The organism is Microbacterium immunditiarum, assembly GCF_013409785.1.
GTDB classification, from domain to species: Bacteria; Actinomycetota; Actinomycetes; order Actinomycetales; family Microbacteriaceae; genus Microbacterium; species Microbacterium immunditiarum.
In genome coordinates this window covers 1,052,024-1,071,221 of the sequence record NZ_JACCBV010000001.1, presented here as the reverse complement: position 1 = coordinate 1,071,221, position 19,198 = coordinate 1,052,024, and the positions used below count along the sequence as shown (strand labels likewise).

Sequence of the window (19,198 nt, the reverse complement as noted above, 5' to 3'; positions counted from 1 at the left end):
GCGTAGCCGGACCCACGTCACTCACCAGGCGATCGCGGCCTCCCACACCCGCACGTATGCCTCGGCGCCCGACATGAGCTGCTGACGCAGCAGCGGCCCCTCGGCGCCCGCGGCCTGCACGACGTCGACGGTCCAGTCGGCCTGGAGCCCGTACGTCGCGACGCCGTCGACGTTGATGTCGAACGTGCGCTGCCCCATCGTGAAGCGGTCGAGCGTCGCGCCGTTGAGTGCGGTGAGCGGATAGACGAGCGGATGCTGCGCCGCGTCGTCCCGCGCGTACGCCTGGTCCCCGAGCCCGTTCACGTCCGAGCCGAACCCGTACGCCGTGATCGCTCCCGGCGCAGCGGCCGCCCGGTTCGCGCGCCACTCGTCGAGGAACCCGGGGCGGCCCTCCTGCGTGTGGGCGGCGTTCGCATACGAGGCGACGAATCCGCCGACGTTCGCGATCCGGGCGATCATCGAGCGGTCGGACCAGGTGTGCGCCGTGATGACGCCGGGATAGCCGCGCTGCTCGGCGAGGCCGAGCACCGCGTCGGCGGTCTTCACGCTCATGTGGTCGATGTGGATCATCATTCCGCGGTCCATCGCCTCGTCGACGAGGTGACGGCCGAGATCGGTGAGACCGCGGATGTTGCACACCGGACCCTCGGGGTACACGGGCACGATCGTGCCGGCCGGCAGGCCCGACGAGCCGAGGAGTGCCGCGATCTCGTCGCTGCGAAGCGGCTGCTCGTTGTCGTGCGCCTCGGTCTGGCACGCCTCGACCTCCCACCAGTGCCCGGTCGAGACCTTGTTGCCGATGTTGACCGCGGCGCCCTGCGTCCCCGCGTCGAAGCGCGTGCCGCCGAACGCGTTGTCGAACTTGTGGACGGGGTAGATCCCGCTCACCCCGTACGACTCGAGCTCGTCGAGGCCGGCGTCGATCTGCGCCGTCGTGCACTGGGCGACGCCGTGGATCTCGCGGCATCCGAACAGTTCCGAGTTCTCGACCCCGACGATCACCGCGAGCTTGCCCGCGGCCGCGATCTGACGCACCTCGGAGGGCGAGGTGGCGATTCGGAACCACCCCTTGCCCGGACCGCCGGACTGCGCGTCGATGTAGTCCTGCATGTCCCTCAGGTACCTCGCCTGCAGGCGGATCTGCTCCATCTCGTCGCAGCTCGTGACCTTGTCGGGGTAGATCTCGCAGATGATGCGGTTCGCGACGAGCAGCGCGTTGAGGATGCGCTCGCCCGACAGCCATGCGCGCTCGATCCCGCGGAAGTACGCCTGCTCGTGCAGGAGCGTGCGGGGTGTCGGCCAGTCCTTGAACGTCGGCCAGCCGCGGTAGTCCATGAACGGGTCGGTGCCCGCGATGAGGGCGCCGAGGTATCCGCTCACGCCGATCGCCGAATGCGACAGGCACCCCTCGAGCGCCTCCTCCACGCCGCCCGGGTGGAAGGGGGTGCCGCACCGCATCCGCCCGCCGAACCCGACCGCGGCCGTGACGTGCGTGTGCGCGTCGATGAAGCCGTTGAGCGTGCCGTCGGGGTTGACCGCGGGCTGCGCCGTGCCGCGCACTCCTGTCGCGACATCCGAGACGTTCGCGCACCCCGTCGCGTGCACGAGCGTGAACGAGCCGTTCGCCGCGACGAGCGTTCCGAAGAACGACCCGATGCGCTTGCCGTTCAGCGTCGCGGCGATCTGGTACGCACCGCCGTCGCGCGTGACGGTCCAGTCGGCGCGGTCGCCGTAGCTCGAACCCGGCATGACCGTGTTGAGGATGCTCAGGTACAGCACGCTCCCCTTGTGGTCGATGAGCCGGTAGCGGCCGAGCGCCGTGGCCTCGAACCGGATCTTCGTCGCGGATGCGGCGGAGCCGGACGTGCCGTAGCCGAGCGTGCCGCGCGTGACGTAGTTGGAGGACCCACCGCCGACGCGCAGCGTGGCGCACGCGCCGTCGAGATCCGTCGCCGGGCTCGGGGCTGCCGCCGCCGGCGCGAGCGGCGCCACGATGAGGCCCACCGCGACGAGCGCGCCGATGAGGACGCGTCGGAGCGGGCGGCGGTTTCGCGGGGATCGGGTTCGCGGGAATCGAACGGGCTCTGACGTGGGACTGGGGTTCACCGACTCCTCCTCGACGACGCTGTGCGAGACGAGCGGATGCTATCGCCAACGGAGCGCGTGAGGAATAGCGTCGGAGGAGGGCCGAGGCATCCGTCCCCTCGGCCGAAGTGAGGAGAGAACGTGTCGCACATCAAAGTCGCAACCGAGAACTCGATCGACGTCAAGCTCTTCTACACCGACCAGGGCTCGGGCCAGCCGGTCGTGCTCATCCACGGCTATCCGCTCAACGGCGAGTCGTGGGGCAAGCAGCAGGCCGCGCTCCTCGACGCCGGGTATCGCGTGGTCGCGTACGACCGGCGCGGGTTCGGGGCCTCGACGAAGGCCGGATCGGGCTACGACTACGACACCTTCGCGAGCGACCTGAGCGTGCTGATCGAGACGCTGGAGCTGACGGATGCCGTGCTCGTCGGCTTCTCGATGGGAACCGGCGAGATCGCACGGTACCTCTCCACGTACGGCAGCGACCGCATCGCGAAGGTCGCGTTCCTCGGGTCGCTCCAGCCGTACCTGCTCAGGACCGACGACAACCCGGACGGCGCAGGGCCCCAGGAGTTCTTCGACGGCTTCTCGGCCGCGGCGCGCGCGGACCGCTACGCGTTCGTCGCCGAGTTCTTCAAGAGCTTCTACAACCTCGACGACAACCTCGGCTCGCGCATCTCGCAGGAGGCGCTCGACGCGAGCATGCAGGTGGCAGGCCACGCGGGCAACGTCGCGATCGCCGCCGCTCCGCTCACGTGGCCGACCGACTTCCGCGCCGACATCCCGAAGGTCGACGTGCCCGCGCTGATCCTGCACGGCACGGCCGACAACATCCTGCCGATCGACCTCACCGCGCGCCGGTTCCGTGAGCTGCTGCCCGACGCGACCTATGTCGAGATCGAGGGCGCGCCGCACGGCCTGCTGTGGACTCACGGCGACGAGGTCAACGAGGCGCTGCTCGCGTTCCTGAGGTCGTAGCCGGGCCGCTCGCCGGGTTGGCCGCGGGGGTTCAGCCGACGGCGTCGAGCATCGACTCCAGCAGCGACGGGTCCGGCTCCAGCTCGCGCCGCTCGATGCGGTGCGCGAGCTCGACGACGACGTCGTTGACGGGAGTCCGGATGCCACGCCGCCGGCCCTCCCCGGCGACGTGGCCGTTGAGGTCGTCGACCTCGGAGTGTCGGCCCTTGCGCCAGTCCTGCAGCACGGTGGTCGTCGCGCCGGGGACGACGAACCCGGCGAAGAGCTTGTCGGTCATCGTGTCGACGACCGTCGCGGGGTCTGCGACCTCGTGCGGCTCGAGACCGAAGATCGGAAGGATCTCATGGCCTCGCGCGATCCCGACGGCGAGCGCCTCTTCGCCCGCGGCGACCATGACGTCGCGGTAGCCCGGAGTGTGCAGCGCGTCGAGCATCGGCAGCCCGAGGATCGCCGACGTGACGAGCAGCGTGCAGTTGCTCACGAGCTTCATCCACTTCGCGGACTCGATGTCGTCCATGTACGCGACCGTGCCGGAGTGGCCGAGCAGGCCCCCGATCTCGGTCGCGCGCTCGGCGGGACCGCCGGGGAGCGCGCCGACCGCGTACCACGAGCGCGAGACACCCGTGTGCCGGTGCACGACGCCGGGCTCGTCCATCGTCGCCGAGCACTCGATCACGGTGCCGATCGTGCGCTCGGCGCCCACGACCTCTTCGACGACGCGAGCCGTCATGCCGTTCTGCACGCCGGCCATGAGTCCGTCGGGCGCGAGGTACGGCGCGACGAGGTGAGCCGCCCACCGGGAGTCGTACGCCTTCATGAGCATGAGCACGACGTCGAAGCGCTCCGTGAGCTCGGCGACCTCGCACAGGTGGATCACTCGGGGCCGCACGTGCAGGTCGCCGTCCGGAGACTCGATCCGCAGGCCGTCCGCGCGCATCCTCTCGACGTGCGCGGGCCATTGCTCGACGAGGAGCGGATCGAATCCCGCGGCGGTGAGGTCGGCCCCGATGGAGGCTCCGTTCGCGCCTGCTCCGAGCACGGCGATGCGCGGGTCCGTCATACCGCTCCTCCGTTCCGCCGCTTCGTCGCGGCGTGGCTCATGCTACAGCGACGATGTACACTCGTGCGGCACTATGCTGGGTTTTCGCGGGAGATTCCGCCGAACTGTGTGCACTGGCGCTGAACAACTCGACGAGGAGATGGCACGATGATCCTTCACATCGCATCCTTCCGCTGGAAGGACGAGGTCACCGACGACGACGTCGCCGCGCTGACACAGGCCCTCACCGACATGGCCGCGCAGATCCCGGTGCTGTCGTCGTACGTCATCGGGCCGAACCTCCATCTGCGTGCGGGTGGCGCCGATTACGGCGTGGCGGCGATCGTGGCGGATGCCGCGGCCCTCGACGCCTACCTCGATCATCCCGCCCACAAGGCGGTGTACGAGTCGCACCTCGGGTGGATGATCGCCGAGCGCGCCGCCGTCCAGCTGCCGATCGAGGAAGGTCACCTGCGGTGACCGGGATGCGTGCGGCGGTGCTGCACTCCGTCGGCGACCTTCGCATCGACGAGAAGCCCGTGCCCGAGCCGGGTCCGGGTGAAGTCCTCATCCGGGTCACGGTGTGCGGCGTGTGCGGGAGCGACGCGACCGAGTTCGGCCGCGGTCTCGTGCTCGCCCAGCCGCCCGTGACACTCGGGCACGAGTTCGCGGGAGTCGTCGAGGCGCTCGGCCCGGGCGTCGAGGGGCTCGAGGTCGGGTCATCCGTCGTGTGCGGCGCCGGCGTGTCGTGCGGCGAGTGCAAGCCGTGCCGGGAGGGGCGCACGAATCTGTGCCGCAACTACTCGACGATCGGCTTCCACCACGATGGCGGGCTCGCCGGGTACGTCGTCGCGCCCGCGTCGATCGTGCTCGACGTGAGCGACTCGGGTCTCGCATCCGACTCGCTCGGGATGGCTCAGCCGATGGCGATCGGCGTGCACGCGACACGTCGGAGCGGTCTTCGCGAGGGGCAAGACGCCGTCATCGTCGGCATCGGCGGGATCGGCGCGTTCATCACGGTCGCCGCCGTCGCGACCGGCGCCCGCATCCTCGCGGTCGATCGCGATCCTGAGCGGCTCGAGCTCGCGAAGCGCCTCGGTGCGCACGCCGGTCTCGAGGCGGGCACGATGCCGATCGCCGAAAGGCTCGACGAGCTCGGCATGGACGCGGACGTGTTCTTCGAGGTGAGCGGCTCTGCGCCGGGCCTGGCATCCGTGCTCGAGGCTGCCAAGCCGGGATCGACGATCGTGCCCGTGGGCGTTCAGCGGGGTGAGCACGCGCTGCCGCTCGGCAAGTGGACGCTCAGCGAGTACACGATCATCGGAACGGTCGCGCACGTGTTCCGCGATGACTTCCCCGAGGCGATCCGCCTGCTCGCGAGCCGCGACGACTGGTCCGACATCGCGCACGAGGTGCTGCCCATGGACGACCTCATCGAGGGTGCGCTGAACCCCCTGCTGTCGGGCGGTTCGGAGCAGATCAAGACACTCATCGACCCGTGGGCGACCGAGCGTCGGCCGGCGGTGCACCGCGCGGGCGGCTGAGCTCCCCCTCCCCGGGGCCCGACCTCTTCTACGCGGAGCGCTTAATCTCGCCTCGCTCGCTCAGCGTCCGGTGGAGGTGGAGGCGCTACGTGCCGAGGTCGTCCATCGCGCGAAGCACGTCGACCGCCGAAGCGGGCGTGTCGGAGTGGGTCGTGACCTCGCCGGGGGCGTCGCGGAGGCCCTGGTTCTGCTGGCGGCGGCCCACGACGAACCACACGCCCTTCGCCGGAACCGTGCCGCGGTTGGAGTACATGTGCGGGCGGATCGAGTCGAACTCGAGGGAGTCGCCGGGGCGCAGCACGTACTCGTCGAACTCGAGGTGCAGCGTGAGCTCGCCCTCGAGGAGGTAGGCGTACTCGATGCCGGCGTGGCGCATGAGCTTGCCCTCGACCGAGCTGCTCGCACCGGGCTCGTACGTGACCAGGAGAGCGTCGGCGGGACCGCCGGCGCCGGCGGCGAGCCGCTCCCAGCGCACGCCGTTCTCCATCTCGATGACCGGGTTGTCTGCGGCGCGCTGCACGTCGGGGAGCGCGGGGCCGCTGTGGCCGATGAGCTGACCGGGTCCGCGGCTGGGCGCCGAGATGCCGAGCAGCTCGTCGAGCGAGATGCCCAAGTGGCTCGCGAGCGCGTAGAGCGTCGAGACGGAGGGCTGCGTCTTGCCGATCTCGACCTGTGAGATGAGGGACGCCGAGACGCCGAGCGCCTGTGCGACGCTGCGCAGGCTCAGCCCGCGCTGCAGCCGCGCCTCGCGCAGTCGGGCGCCGAGCTCATCGGGCATGGTGTCTCCCCACCGTTACGGTCCTGTCAGCCGCCTCCATCGGCGCCCGTCGTCATTCTAGAGCCGCGACCGCTCACGCCGTGTCAAGCCAGAGCCGATGGGCGGGCGTTGCCAGTGACCACTACGTGGCATCCGTCGCGTATTCACGTGAATCGGGGGTCGTTTCAGGCCGCGATGGCGTTAAGCTGGACTTCACACCCGCGCCTCGGGGCGCGACGGTTCGTCTCACAGGAGGACTCGATGAAGAGCACCGGCTCCACCGGAACCAATGCCGTCGACTGGGAGGAGCGCGTCGACATGGAGCGCCTCCGCGATGCGCGGCTGGCGCGGCTCAAGGAGAAGCTCGCGGCATCCGACCTCGGCGCGGTCCTCGCATTCGACTTCTCGAACATCCGGTACATGAGCGCGACTCACATCGGCACGTGGGCGATGGACAAGCTCATCCGCTTCTCGCTGCTCACGCGCAACACCGACCCGATCGTGTGGGACTTCGGCTCCGCCGCGAAGCACCACGCGCTGTACAACCCGTGGCTCGACGTGACGACCTCGGAGATGGACGCCGACCCGCACGCACCGCACGAGGGCGCGAAGCGTCCGCGGCTGGAGTCGGGTGCCCGCGCGGGCATCTCGACGCTGCGCGGCGCGTTCCCGCCGGACGCTGAGATCGCGGCCGACCTCGCCCGCAAGATCAAGCGCGAGCTCGAGAAGTTCGGGGTCGCGAACGAGCCCCTCGGCGTCGATGTCATCGAGCTTCCGGTGCTCATGGCGCTGCAGGCCGAAGGCATCACCGTGGTGGATGGGCAGCAGGTGTTCATGGAGGCCCGCCGCATCAAGACGCCCGACGAGATCCGCCTGCTGACCCAGGCGTGTTCGATGGTCGACGCCGCGTACGAGGAGCTCTACCGCTACCTGCGCCCGGGCGTCCGCGAGAACGAGGCGGTCGGCCTCGTCGCGAAGACGCTCTACGACCTCGGCTCGGAGTACGTCGAAGGGGTCAACGCGATCTCGGGCGAGCGGTGCTCGCCGCATCCGCACGTGTTCTCCGACCGTGTCATCCGCCCGGGCGACCCGGCCTTCTTCGACATCCTGCACAGCTGGAACGGCTACCGCACGTGCTACTACCGCACCTTCGCGGTCGGCTCGGCGAGTTCGGCGCAGCGCGACGCGTACACCCGTGCGCGCGAGTACATGGACCGCGCGATCGCGCTCGTGAAGCCCGGCGCGACGACCGCCGACATCGTGCAGGTGTGGCCGACCGCGCAGGAGTTCGGGTTCCCCGACGAGATGGCCGCGTTCGCCCTGCAGTACGGCCACGGCGTCGGTCTGTCGATCTGGGAGAAGCCGATCTTCTCGCGGCTCACATCACTCGACCACCCCGAGACGATCGAGGAGGGCATGGTCTTCGCCCTCGAGACGTACTGGCCCTCGGCGGACGGGTGGGGCGCGGCGCGCATCGAGGAGGAGGTCGTGGTGACAGCCGACGGATGCGAAGTCATCACGAAGTTCCCCGCCGAGGAGCTGCTCGTCGCGGGCCCGCGCTACATCGCGGTGGGCGGCCCGCTCAACCTCGAGCGCGACTCGCAGTCGCACAAGAACACGGTCTGGGGGCGGGGCGAAGCGTGACGGATGCAGTGACGGATGCCGCGCCCGAGGGCCGCACCGCGCTCGCGTTCCTCGGCCTCGGCACGATGGGCTCCGGCATGGCGGGGCGCCTCGCCGCCGCCGGCCACGACCTGCGGGTGTGGAACCGCTCGCCCGCGGCGGTGCAACGGCTGGTCGAGTCCGGCGCGACGTCCGCCGAATCGCCCGCGCACGCGCTCGAGGCCGACGTGTCGTTCTCGATGCTCGCGAACGACGAGGCCGTCGAGGCGGTGTTCACCCCCGAGGCGATCGCGCGCGCGAAGGGCCGCACCCACGTGATGATGGCGTCGATCAGCCCTGCGATGTCGGACCGATTGACGGATGCTTTCGCCGCGGCCGGCGGCCGCTACATCGCGACTCCGGTGCTCGGCCGTCCCGAGATCGCCGCCGCCGGCCAGCTCAACATCCTCGCGGCCGGCGACCCGCGGGCGATCGACGACGTCATGCCGTACCTCGAGGCGATGGGCAAGCGCGTGTGGCGGCTCGCCGACAAGCCGTCCGTCGCGAACGCCGTCAAGGCGGCGGTGAACTACGACATCATCCACGCGCTGCAGGCGATCGGGGAGTCCGTCGCGATGACCGAGCGGCTCGGCGTCGACCCGGCACTGTTCACCGAGCTGCTCTCGAGCACGCTGTTCGGGGGCGTCGTGTACACCGGGTACGGCGGCATCATCGCGCGCCAGGACTACTCTCCTCCGGGCTTCCACATCGCGCTCGGCCGCAAGGACCTCGCCCTCGCGCAGCAGGTCGCCGAGGCGACGGGCGTGTGGCCGGCCACGATGCCTGCGCTCATCGAGGTGTTCGAGAAGGCGCTCGCCGATTCCGAGCTCAAGGACTACGACTGGAGCGCGATCGCCGAGGTGAGCCGGCGCGATCTCTGACGGCGCGCGCGCGGCCGTCCACCCGGCGCGCGCGTGAAAGCGTCGGGCCCGATCGCGAGAAAGCCACCGCACGGAGCAGTCGACGGCCGATTCAGCCCGGCGCTTTCACCGGACGGAGGCGGAACGGCGGCCGATCCGCCTCAGAGGAGCGCCGTTCCCCGGTCGACGTAGAGGTTCACGGCCGAAACGCCGCGGTTGCGCAGCAGGAACTGCACCGCGTCGACGACGTCGACCATCGTGGCGAGCTCGCCGCCCGGCGTGTGCTTCTTATAGCCGTCGAGCACGCCCTCGGGCTTGGTCGCCCAGAACGGGCTGTCGCCGATGATGCCCGGGTGCACCGCGTTGACGCGGATGGGTGCGAGCTCGAGCGCGAGCGTGTTCACGAGGCCCGTCACACCGCCGTTGATGCTCGACACCGTGGTCGAGCCCGGGTACGGCAGATCCTTCGCGCGACCGCCGAACAGCACGATGCCGGTGTCGACCGTGGGTTCGAGCCGGTCGAGCAGCGCGTGGATCGTCTCGGTGTAGCCGACGAGCTTGAGCGTCACGAGGCGCACCGCTCGCTCGATGCTGTAGTCCCGCACGTTGTTCGCGTCGCGCTCGATCGCGGCGAGCACGAGACCGTCGACACGGCCGAGCGGGGAGAGCTGGTGGGCGATCGTCGCGGGTTCGGAGATGTCGAGCGCGATGCCGGTCGCCTCCGGACCGAGCCCCATCGCGATGCGCTGCGTGCGCGTCTCGTCGCGGCCGGTGATGACGACCTTGTCTCCGCGCGCGATCGAGTCCTTCGCGATCTCGAGTCCGATGCCGGAGGTGCCCCCGACGACGACGATGGTCTTGCCGCTCACGCTCGCTCCTTTGCGACGGTACAAGTGGGACTGGACAGCAGTGTCCAGCATTGCTTAACCTGAGTCAAGTTGGACCGGGTCGGCCCGAGACGGTCTTCGCGTGCCGATCGACGGCGACGGCGCGGTGCGATGACGCACCGCCGCACGGCGGCAATCAAGGAGGATGAGCCTCATATGACCGGCACTCCCGCACCGAATCAGCCGATCGTCTTCCGAGACGGAATCGTGCTGACGATGGACGACTCCCACACGGTGCTTCCCGAGGGCGATGTGCTCGTGGTCGACGGAAAGATCGCGGACGTCGGCGTCGACCTGCAGGTGCCCGAGGGCACGTTCGAGATCGACGCCAAGCGGGGCATCATCATGCCCGGCATGGTCGACACGCATCGCCACATGTGGCAGTCGGCGATGCGCGCGTACGGCGCGGACTGGACCCTCACGCAGTACTTCGTCTGGTACTACCTCGAGCACGGCATGAAGTTCCGCCCCGAGGACGTCGCAGCGGGCAACCTCATCTCGGCGCTCGACGCCGTGGAGGCCGGCGTCACGACGAGCGTCGACTGGTCGCACGGCCTGCGCACGCCCGATCACGGCGAGGCCGCACTCGAGGCGCTCGCCTCCTCCCCCGGTCGCTTCGTGCTCGCGTACGGCAACCTCGCCGGTGCGCCGTGGGAGTGGTCGCAGGACCCCGCGGTCCGCTCGATCATCGAGAAGGCGCGCGACTCGCTGTTCGGCGCGCAGATCGCGTTCGACGTTCCCGGCGACGAGAGCTTCCCCGAGGCCCCCGCGTTCGCGCTCGCGCGCGACCTCGGGCTCGCGGTCACGACGCACGCCGGCGTGTGGGGGGCGACCAATGACAACGGCATCCGTCTCATGTACGACAACGGCGCGATGCAGCCCGGATACATCTACGTGCACGCGGCGACGCTGAGCGACGAGTCCTACCAGAAGATCGCGGCGACCGGCGGGAGCGTCTCGCTCGCGACCGAGAGCGAGATGACGTGCGGTCAGGGGTACCCGCCCGCGTTCGCGCTCCGCAAGCACGGCATCCCCGCGTCCATGTCGATTGACACGAGCGTGTGGTTCAGCGCGGACATGTTCTCCGCGATGCGCACCACGATCGGCTCCGACCGCGCCCTCGAGCACTACATCGCGCATCAGAAGGACGAGACCATCACGCACGCGACGATCCGCGTCGAGGAGGTCGTCGACTGGGCGACGCGCGGCGGCGCGAAGGCGCTCGGCAAGTGGGACCAGATCGGCAGCCTCGAGAAGGGAAAGCTCGCCGACGTGGTGCTCATCAAGAACGACGACTCCCCCACGATGGTGCCGATCGTCAACCCCTACGGGCACATCGTCTATCAGGCGGGTCGGGGCGACGTGCACACCGTGCTCGTCGGCGGCGAGCCGATCAAGTTCGAGGGCAAGCTGTGCGCGGGCGACCTGCCGGGCGTGCGGACGAAGCTCGAGAACACGATCGAGTACCTGAAGGGCGAGCTCGGGGAGGAGACGTGGAAGGCGGGCATGAACCCCGAGATCCCCGAGGTCGAGATCCTCAGCAACCCGTACCAGTACCGCAAGGGCGAGGCTGCTCCCGCCTGATCTCGCGATCGGCGAAGCCGCCGAAGAGCAACGGATGCCCCGGCCCGACGATGTGCCGGGGCATCCGCGTCGTCGGCATCGGTCAGCCCTGCGCCGCGTTCGCCATGGCGATGAGGCCGTCGATCATCTCGGGGCTGATCTGCCCGCCCGAGTCGGCGCCGGCGAACATGCCCGCGCGCCCGATCGGGAAGGACAGCATCATCTTCGTCGCGTCGACCCCCTCGGGCATGATCGCGTCGACCCCCTCCATGCCGCTCATCATCTGCGCGATCGCCGCCTGCGCGATGGGCCCGGCGACAGGATGCGCGAGCACCTCGCCGATCGACGAGTTGCGCGAAAGCGGCAACACGAGGGGATCGCCTTCCACGGCAACGGAGACGGTCGAGCGGATGTCGCGGCTCGACGCCGCCACCTCGATGACGTATTCGCCGCCCTCGACCACCCATCGGTCTACGCGGATGTCCCAGTACGCGAGGTCCTTGCGCCGCACCGTGAGCGTCACGACGCGCGTCTCGCCGGGCTCGAGCGCGACCGTCGCGAAGGCCTTCAGCTCGCGGGCGGGGCGCTGAACGGCGCTGCCGGGCAGCGACGTGTAGACCTGGACGACCTCACGGCCGGCGCGCTCGCCGGTGTTCGTGACGGCGACGGTCACCTCCACGTCACCGTCCGCATTCACCGCCGTGGCGGCATCCGCGTACTCGAAGGTCGTGTACGAGAGACCGTGCCCGAAGGGGAACGCGACCTCCATGCGACGCGCGTCGTACCAGCGATAGCCGACGAACATGCCCTCGCCGTACCGGACGTGCGAGAACTCACCCGGGAAGTCGAGGAACGCGGGGGTGTCCTCCAGACGCAGCGGGATGGTCTCGGTGAGCTTCGCCGAGGGGTTGACCTCGCCGAACAGGACGTCGGCGGTCGCCCCGCCGCCGGCCTGGCCGAGCAGCCAGCCTTCGACGATCGACGGAACGCGATCGGCGAACGGCAGCGCGACGACGCCGCCGTTCGAGAGCACGACGACGACGTTCGAGTTCGCCTCGCGCACGGCGTCGAGGAGGGCGAGCTGCGCGGCGGGGAGGTCGATGTCCTGCCGGTCATACCCCTCGGACTCGAGCCGCGCGGGCAGGCCGAGGAACACGACGGCGACGTCGGCGGCGCGGGCCGCCGCCACCGCTTCGTCGCGCAGGGCCGCGGTCTCGGCATCCGTCACCTCGACCGCGTTGCTGAAGCCGCGCGCGTACGCGACCTCGCCCGTCGCGAGCGCGCGGATCCCGTCGAGCGCGGTGTCCAGACGCGTGGGGTTGATCATCGAAGAGCCGGCGCCCTGGTACCGGGGCTTGTCCGCGAACTCGCCGATCACGGCGATGCGTGCGTCCTTCGCGAGCGGCAGGAGCCCACCGTCGTTCTTGAGCAGCACGATCGAGCGGGCCGCGGCCTCCCGCGCGAGCGTGTGGTGTGCGTCGACGTCGAGCGGGCCTCCGGCCGCGCCGGCGCCCGCGATGGCCTTGCGCACGAGGTCGAGCACGCGACGGGCGGCGACGTCGACGACGGACTCGTCGAGCGAGCCGTCCTGCACCGCCGCGACGATCTGCGCGTCCGTCACACCGCCCGAGGACGGCATCTCGAGGTCGAGCCCCGCGGCGAGTCCGCGAACGCGATTGTTCACGGCGCCCCAGTCCGAGACGACCAGTCCCTCGAAGGCCCACTCGTCGCGCAGCACCTGTGTGAGAAGCCACGGGTCCTCCGACGCGTACACCCCGTTGATGCGGTTGTACGAGCACATGACCGTCCAGGGCTGCGCGTCCTCCACGACCCGCTGAAACCCGCGCAGGTAGATCTCGCGCAACGGGCGGGCGTCGACGTCGGAGCTCGACCGCATGCGGTCGTCCTCCTGGTTGTTCGCCGCGAAGTGCTTGAGCGACGTGCCGACGCCCTTCGACTGGATGCCCTTCACGAGCGCAGCGCCCAGCACGCCCGACACGATCGGGTCCTCCGACAGGTACTCGAAGTTGCGGCCGCACAGCGGCGAGCGCTTGATGTTGATGCCCGGGCCGAGGAGCACCGCGACGTTCTCGATCGAGGCCTCGGTGCCGAGCGCCTCGCCGACGCGCTCCGCGAGCTCGACGTCCCACGACGATCCCAGCGCGACGGCGGGCGGGAAGCACGTCGCGGGCACGCTGTCGCCGATGCCGAGGTGGTCGCCGCCCTCGCGCTGCTTGCGCAGGCCGTGCGGCCCGTCCGTCACCATGATCGCGGGCACGCCCGCGCGCTCGACGGGCTTGGTGTACCAGAAGCTCGCGCCGCTGGTGAGAGACGCCTTCTCCTCGAGGGTGAGCTGCGACACGTCGGGAAGAGTCATGGGTTTCCTTTCGATTCGGTTCTGAGGCTCGGTGCGCGGCTCACGACGAGACGGATGCGGCAGCATCCGTCTCGCGAGCGCGGCGGAAGTGCAGGAACCACACCGGCCGTCCGCGGTCCTGCTGGAGCCACGGCCAGAAGGCCCACCACATCAGAAGGCCGCCCGCGACGCCTGCCGCGAGGCCGAACACGGTGTCCGACAGCCAGTGGGCGTTGATCAAGGTGCGCTGCCACATCATCCCCAGCATGATGACCGCACCCGCGACCCACCACCACGTCCGAGCCGTGCCGCGCGGAATGAGCGCCGCGACGGCGATGACGAGCACTCCCGCCGTGACCGCGTGGCCCGACGGGAAGGAGCCGTGGTCCACCTGGAACAGCGGACCGAACAAGCCGAGCGCCTCATCCAGTGCGGGGCGCGGGCGGTCGACGAGGTTCTTCATCGCCTGCGAGAACAGACCGACCGTGAGCAGGGTCGCGCTCAGGAAGAAGAGCGCGGAGCGCCAGCGCCCGACGAGGGCCAGCCCCGCGGGGATCAGCACGATCATCGCGAGGGCACCGGGCGCCTCGCCGAGATACTGGAAGAACATCGGCACGAACCACGTGTGCGCACCGCCGTCGGGCGCGGCCCCGACCGTCGAACGCCACCACGCGTCGATCGGCTGTGTGATCGGCGCCTCGGCGTTCACCGCCACCGCGACGCCCATGAGAACGAACGCCGCGAACAGTCCGATGCCCCACCACAGCAGCGCGAAGGGACGGCGTGCGAGCGCCGGGTCCCGGCCTGAGACGACTGCCGCGGCATCCGTCAGTCCCGCCGTCATCAGCGCACCGCCTTGATGGGCAGCACCGCGAGTGCGCCGAGGATTCCGAGCACGATCGCGACCGGGAAGAGACCGGCGAACCCGAAAACCAGCACGATCGCGCCGGCGACACCCGGGGCGAGCGTCTGCGGGAGGGTCGCCGCGATGTTGACGACGCCGAGGTCCTTCGCGAACGACTTCGCCGACGGGAGCACCTCGCTCATGAGGGCCGTGTCGACGGCCTGGAACATCCCGAAGCCGAAGCCCGCGATGACCGTGAGGATGATCCACGCGGTGAGGTCCTGCCAGACCCACGGGATGAGGAACGCGAGGCTCACGACGGCGGCGGATGCCACGACGAACGGCTTCCGTCGGCCGATCCGGTCGGAGAGCGGACCCGAGATCACGGTCGAGATGATGATCCCCGCCATGCTCAGCAGGCCGAGGAGCGGGATCACCTGCTCGGGGTGCGCGACGTCGAAGTAGTCGGTGAGGAGGAACAGCTGGTAGCCCGTCACCGCGAAGTACCCGGTATACAGGAGCAGGCGCCCGGTGAACGCCCAGAAGAAGTCGGGGTGCTTGACCGGGTTGACCCAGAACGTGCTGAGGAAGGCCTTCAGGTCGAAGGGCTCCGGCTCGAGCGCTGTGCTGGCGTGGTCGGGATTGAAGACGACGAAGAGCGTCAGGGTCACGAGGGAGAACACCGCGAAGACCACGTATCCGAGGGTGATGCTGTTGAAGAACATCGCTCCGACGATCGATCCGCCGAGCGCTCCGACCATGAGCCCGATACCCGACAGCGCGGCGAACGTGCCGCGACGCTTGATGGGCACGCGATCGGGCATTACCGCCGTGAGCGGACCCTGCGCGAAGTTGTAGGCGATCTGGACGAGGGTCCAGCCGATGATGACCGCCACCAGCGAGTTCGCAAAGGCGAGACCGACGAGGGCGAGGCCCCCCGCGAGCGCGCCGAGCACGATCCACGGGGCGCGGCGCCCGAACCGGGAGCGCGTGCGGTCGGAGATCTGCCCCGCGATCGGCTGGGCGAGCATCGCGGCGAGGGCGCCGATCGTCGCGACGACGGCGAGGTTGGCGACCTTACCCTCCTCGCCGAAGAGGAGCGTGATCTGCTGCGGGAGGAGGATGCCCGGCACGGCACCCCAGATCAGGTAGATCCCCATGTTTGCGGGGATGATCCACGCCATGAGGCGACGGAGACCGCGGATGGGCGGCGGCGGATCATCGGTCCCGGCGGCGGTCGCTACGAAGGTGTTCTCCGTCAGGGGCGCTGTGTTGTCAGACGTCGTCGTCATGGGTTTCCTTGCTACGGGTGGGCGCTCGTCCGTGAGCGAATCTCAAAAACCATATGTCACTCGGTTTTCAGAATCAAGCACCTTCGGGTTTACTTCTCGTGTGGCAAAGAAGCGATCCGGTCCATCCGGCAAGCGCGGCTCTTACGCGAAGGGCGTCGCCAAGCGCGAGGAGATCCTGACGCGCGCTCTCGACGTGATCGCGCGCGAGGGGTACCGCGGCGCATCCGTCAAGGAGATCGCGGATGCCGTGGGCCTCAGTCAGGCGGGGCTCCTCCACTACTTCGCGAGCAAGGAGGAGCTCTTCACGGAGGTCCTTCGCAAGCGCGACGAGGCGGACCTCGCGTTCTCGGGGTTCGAGGCGGTGCCCGCATCCGCCGACGTGCGCGACATCCGCGAGGGGTACCTGTCCGTCATCCGTCACAACGCCGAGGTCCCGGGGCTCGTGCAGCTGTTCGCTCAGCTCTCGGTGGACGCCGCCGACCCCGAGCACCCCGCACACAGGTTCTTCATCGATCGCGGGGCCCTGCTCCGGTCGGTGTTCGCCGACGCGCTCGCGCGCCGATTCGCGGAGGGCGGCGTCGCGCCGCGCGTACCTCCCGAGACGCTGGCGCGCATCTTCCAGGCGGTCACGGACGGCCTGCAGCTGCAGTGGATGCTCGAGCCCGACCTCGACATGGCCGCGACGATCGACGTCCTGTTCGAGCTCGTCTTCACGCACGCCCGGGCCGCGTCCGACGATCCACCAGACGGGCGCGCCGTCCGCGAGGGGGGCGCCGCATGAGCGAGGTCACGCTTGCGCCCGTCGTGCGGATCGCACCCGGAGCCGTGCGCGGGGTGTGGCGGGGCGAGCCGGGCGCCCCGGGCGCCTCCGCGGCTTTCCTCGGCATCCCGTTCGCGAAGCCTCCCGTCGGAGACCTCCGCTTCGAGGCCCCCGAGCCGCCCGACCCGTGGGACGGCGTGCGGGATGCCACCGCCTACGGGCCGACGCCGCTGCGCGGACCGCAGCCCGAGGTGACGCTCATCCCGGAGCCCTCGGTGCCGGGCGAGTCGACGCTCAACGTGAACGTGTTCACGCCGCGTCCGGGCGACACGGATGCGAAGCTGCCGGTGCTCGTGTGGATCCACGGCGGCGGCTACATCGCCGGATCCCCCGCGAGCCCGTGGTACGACGGCCGCACCTTCAACCGCGACGGCATCGTCACGGTCTCGGTCTCGTACCGCCTGGGCTTCGACGGGTTCGGCCACATCGACGGCGCTCCGGCCAACCGCGGCGTGCGCGACTGGATCGCCGCCCTCGAGTGGGTGCGCGACAACATCGCGGCGTTCGGCGGCGACCCCGGGAGGGTGACGATCGCCGGGCAGTCGGCGGGCGGCGGCGCCGTGCTCACGCTGCTCGGACTGCCTGCGGCACAGCACCTGTTCCACGCAGCGTGGTCGATGTCGGGCGCGCTCGGCGACGTCTCGCGCAAGAGAGCCGAGGAGCGCGCCGACAAGCTCGCACGGCTCGCGAACGTGGCGCCCACGCGATCGGGCTTCGCGTCGGTCGACGAGGAGAGGCTCCTGGCGCTGCAGAGCGACGCCGCATCGCCCGAGTCGCGCAACCGGCTCGCCGCGGTGAACCTGCTGCTCGACGAGGGACCGTCGTGGGGACCCATGGTCGACGGCGAACTGCTCAAGCAGCCGACGCCCGTCTCGATCCGCGACGGCGTCGGCGCTGACAAACCGCTCGTGCTCGGCGCCACGGACGACGAGTTCACGATGCTGCTCGACCGCGCGAAGGGAAGCCTGCGGTTCGTCCCTGCGCCGCTCGCGCTCGGCAGACTCAGGCTCGATCGGGCGACGCGCCGCGCGTACGTCGCCGCGAATGCCGAGCAGCACCGCAAAGGCACCTCCGCGCTGCTCGGCCGGTACGTGAGCGATCGCGCGTTCCGTTCGACGGTCGTGCGGGTCGCAGCTGCGCGCACGGCGGCGAAGTCGGATGCCCCCACCTGGGTCTACCGCTTCTCGTGGGCCTCGCCCGCGATCGGGTGGGCGTGCCACTGCCTCGACGTGCCGTTCTGGTTCGACTGTCTCGACGCCGAGCGGGTCGACGCCCTCGCCGGCACCGAACCTCCGCAGGAACTCGCCGACGCCGTTCACGGTGCTGCGCTCCGCCTCATCCGCGGCGAGGAGCCGGGGTGGACGCCGTGGTCGGAGCGACCGGGCGCGACGCGCATGTTCGGCGCGGCATCCGGCCCCGAGATCGACCCCGACGGCTACGCGAGCGTCCGCCCGCTCGTGCCGCCGGAGCCGCCCGGGCCCTGATCGCGCCCCCGTCGTGAAAGCGTCGGGCCGAATTGCGGTGCTGACGCGGGCTCGGGGCCCCAATGCCTGATCGAGCCCGGCGCTTTCACCGACGACGACCCCGCGAGCGAGAGCAAAGGAGACCCGCCAGCGCAGCTCGGACCTCCTCCGGACGCCACAAGATGTCTTCGGCGATCGGGCGATACGTGGCATAGCCGAGGGCTGCTGCCGCCTGGTCACGGCGCCGATCGCGGCGCTGGTCCTCCCACGTCGAGTGGAACGCTTCGCTGTCGCACTCGACGATCAGCCAGCCGTCGACCACGAAGTCCACGCGGCCGACTCCGCGGATCCGGACCTGAACGTCGAACGTCGCTCCGAGCGAGCGCAGTATGAGCCGCACCAGCGTCTCGGGGCCGGACTCGGCCCGTGGGTCGGCGAGCTTCCGGAGGATCGCGTGACGACGCGGGAGGTGTCGGAAGAGCTCATCCAGATCGTCGGGGTGCAGGATCCCGAGGTGCAGCGCGGAGTCGAGTGTCGCGACCGCGGCGCGCGGCGGCTGGCAGCGGATGGCCTGCAGGACGGCGTCGAACGCCTCGACAGAGGTCGCACCCGGCGGTGGCGTGCGGCGAAGCCGATCCCAGTGTCGTCGGACGGCCCGCGCCAGAGTAGGCGGATGACGGCGGTTCTCATGCAGGTGGACGTGGAGATCGGATCTCTCGAGCACGAAGACGCCACGCCTCGCCAGCTCCGATGCGCACGTGAGCCGACCGCCGACCGCGCACGCGTCGATGGTGTCGGCGGGCACGCCGAGTGGCAGGTACGCGTTCGGTCGAGGCTTGTGCAACCGACCATCGGCGACAGCGGCGGCGAGACGCCGGTCCGTCCATCCCGCATCCAGCAGGGCACGCCGGGTGAGTGATCGAGGTGCGGCCATCGTGCGCGTGTCGCAGGCGGGGTGAACCATCTCTCGACCGTGCGACGCCCGTCGGGCGGATGATCGCCGAGTCGGGCCGTCTGTCGGCGATCGACCGCGCTGCCGTTGCTGGGA

16 protein-coding genes are annotated in these 19,198 nt (G+C 70.1%); 8 read left to right on the top strand and 8 right to left on the bottom strand.

Going from position 1 to position 19,198, the window contains the following annotated elements; translation table 11 throughout:
• Positions 1-21: 21 nt before the first annotated feature.
• Positions 22-2,106 (bottom strand): amidohydrolase family protein, encoded by a 2,085-nt coding sequence (locus BJ991_RS18300; protein WP_246301029.1) that lies wholly within the window; start codon positions 2,104-2,106, stop codon positions 22-24.
• A gap of 120 nt (positions 2,107-2,226) precedes the next feature.
• On the opposite strand from BJ991_RS18300, the gene BJ991_RS04740 reads away from it, so the two are divergent.
• Positions 2,227-3,063 carry an alpha/beta fold hydrolase gene (locus tag BJ991_RS04740; RefSeq protein WP_179487937.1) on the top strand — a complete coding sequence of 279 codons (837 nt, stop codon included), beginning with the start codon at positions 2,227-2,229 and terminating at the stop codon, positions 3,061-3,063.
• Between the two features lie 31 nt (positions 3,064-3,094).
• Here BJ991_RS04740 and BJ991_RS04735 read toward each other — a convergent pair whose 3' ends face one another.
• Entirely contained in the window at positions 3,095-4,123 is a 1,029-nt protein-coding gene (locus BJ991_RS04735; RefSeq protein ID WP_179487935.1) for a ketopantoate reductase family protein, read from the bottom strand.
• A gap of 147 nt (positions 4,124-4,270) precedes the next feature.
• Between BJ991_RS04735 and BJ991_RS04730 the strand changes: the two genes are divergently transcribed.
• Positions 4,271-4,582, top strand: a complete 312-nt coding sequence (locus BJ991_RS04730; RefSeq protein ID WP_179487933.1) for a Dabb family protein — start codon at positions 4,271-4,273, stop codon at positions 4,580-4,582.
• Positions 4,583-4,587: 5 nt separating this feature from the next.
• Positions 4,588-5,646, top strand: a complete 1,059-nt coding sequence (locus tag BJ991_RS04725; RefSeq protein ID WP_246301247.1) for a zinc-dependent alcohol dehydrogenase — start codon at positions 4,588-4,590, stop codon at positions 5,644-5,646.
• Between the two features lie 85 nt (positions 5,647-5,731).
• On the opposite strand, the gene BJ991_RS04720 is transcribed toward BJ991_RS04725, so the two are convergent.
• The gene (locus BJ991_RS04720; RefSeq protein ID WP_179487929.1) at positions 5,732-6,424 is read right to left on the bottom strand and encodes a helix-turn-helix domain-containing protein; all 693 of its coding nucleotides are present in this window, start codon (positions 6,422-6,424) and stop codon (positions 5,732-5,734) included.
• A 240-nt stretch (positions 6,425-6,664) separates the two neighbouring features.
• Between BJ991_RS04720 and BJ991_RS04715 the strand changes: the two genes are divergently transcribed.
• The gene (locus BJ991_RS04715; protein WP_179487927.1) at positions 6,665-8,047 is read left to right on the top strand and encodes a M24 family metallopeptidase; all 1,383 of its coding nucleotides are present in this window, start codon (positions 6,665-6,667) and stop codon (positions 8,045-8,047) included.
• Complete coding sequence (locus BJ991_RS04710; protein WP_343048650.1) at positions 8,044-8,946, top strand: NAD(P)-dependent oxidoreductase; 903 nt, start codon at positions 8,044-8,046, stop codon at positions 8,944-8,946. Before BJ991_RS04715 ends, BJ991_RS04710 begins: the two co-directional genes overlap by 4 nt.
• 140 nt (positions 8,947-9,086) lie before the next feature.
• Here the strand turns inward: BJ991_RS04710 and BJ991_RS04705 are convergent, their stop codons facing one another.
• Entirely contained in the window at positions 9,087-9,794 is a 708-nt protein-coding gene (locus BJ991_RS04705; RefSeq protein WP_218852864.1) for an SDR family oxidoreductase, read from the bottom strand.
• Positions 9,795-9,968: 174 nt separating this feature from the next.
• Between BJ991_RS04705 and BJ991_RS04700 the strand changes: the two genes are divergently transcribed.
• Positions 9,969-11,396: an amidohydrolase family protein gene (locus tag BJ991_RS04700; protein ID WP_179487923.1), complete on the top strand. Its 1,428-nt coding sequence runs from the start codon at positions 9,969-9,971 to the stop codon at positions 11,394-11,396.
• A gap of 82 nt (positions 11,397-11,478) precedes the next feature.
• On the opposite strand, the gene BJ991_RS04695 is transcribed toward BJ991_RS04700, so the two are convergent.
• The 3 genes from BJ991_RS04695 to BJ991_RS04685 are packed head-to-tail and all read right to left on the bottom strand — an operon-like array spanning position 11,479 to position 15,867.
• Positions 11,479-13,752 carry a beta-glucosidase gene (locus tag BJ991_RS04695; RefSeq protein ID WP_179487922.1) on the bottom strand — a complete coding sequence of 758 codons (2,274 nt, stop codon included), beginning with the start codon at positions 13,750-13,752 and terminating at the stop codon, positions 11,479-11,481.
• A 40-nt stretch (positions 13,753-13,792) separates the two neighbouring features.
• Entirely contained in the window at positions 13,793-14,575 is a 783-nt protein-coding gene (locus tag BJ991_RS04690) for a phosphatase PAP2 family protein (RefSeq protein WP_179487920.1), read from the bottom strand.
• Positions 14,575-15,867 (bottom strand): MFS transporter, encoded by a 1,293-nt coding sequence (locus BJ991_RS04685; protein ID WP_179487918.1) that lies wholly within the window; start codon positions 15,865-15,867, stop codon positions 14,575-14,577. The genes BJ991_RS04690 and BJ991_RS04685 overlap by 1 nt, the downstream gene beginning before the upstream one ends.
• A 100-nt stretch (positions 15,868-15,967) precedes the next feature.
• Between BJ991_RS04685 and BJ991_RS04680 the strand changes: the two genes are divergently transcribed.
• Together BJ991_RS04680 and BJ991_RS04675 are read left to right on the top strand one after the other, a co-directional pair.
• On the top strand, positions 15,968-16,648 hold the full coding sequence (locus BJ991_RS04680) for a TetR/AcrR family transcriptional regulator (protein ID WP_343048649.1): 681 nt from the start codon (positions 15,968-15,970) through the stop codon (positions 16,646-16,648).
• Positions 16,645-18,171: a carboxylesterase/lipase family protein gene (locus BJ991_RS04675; protein ID WP_179487914.1), complete on the top strand. Its 1,527-nt coding sequence runs from the start codon at positions 16,645-16,647 to the stop codon at positions 18,169-18,171. The genes BJ991_RS04680 and BJ991_RS04675 overlap by 4 nt, the downstream gene beginning before the upstream one ends.
• An 85-nt stretch (positions 18,172-18,256) precedes the next feature.
• Here the strand turns inward: BJ991_RS04675 and BJ991_RS04670 are convergent, their stop codons facing one another.
• A complete protein-coding gene (locus tag BJ991_RS04670) occupies positions 18,257-18,994 on the bottom strand; it encodes a hypothetical protein (protein WP_246301026.1) in 738 nt (245 codons plus the stop codon).
• Between the last annotated feature and the right edge of the window lie 204 nt (positions 18,995-19,198).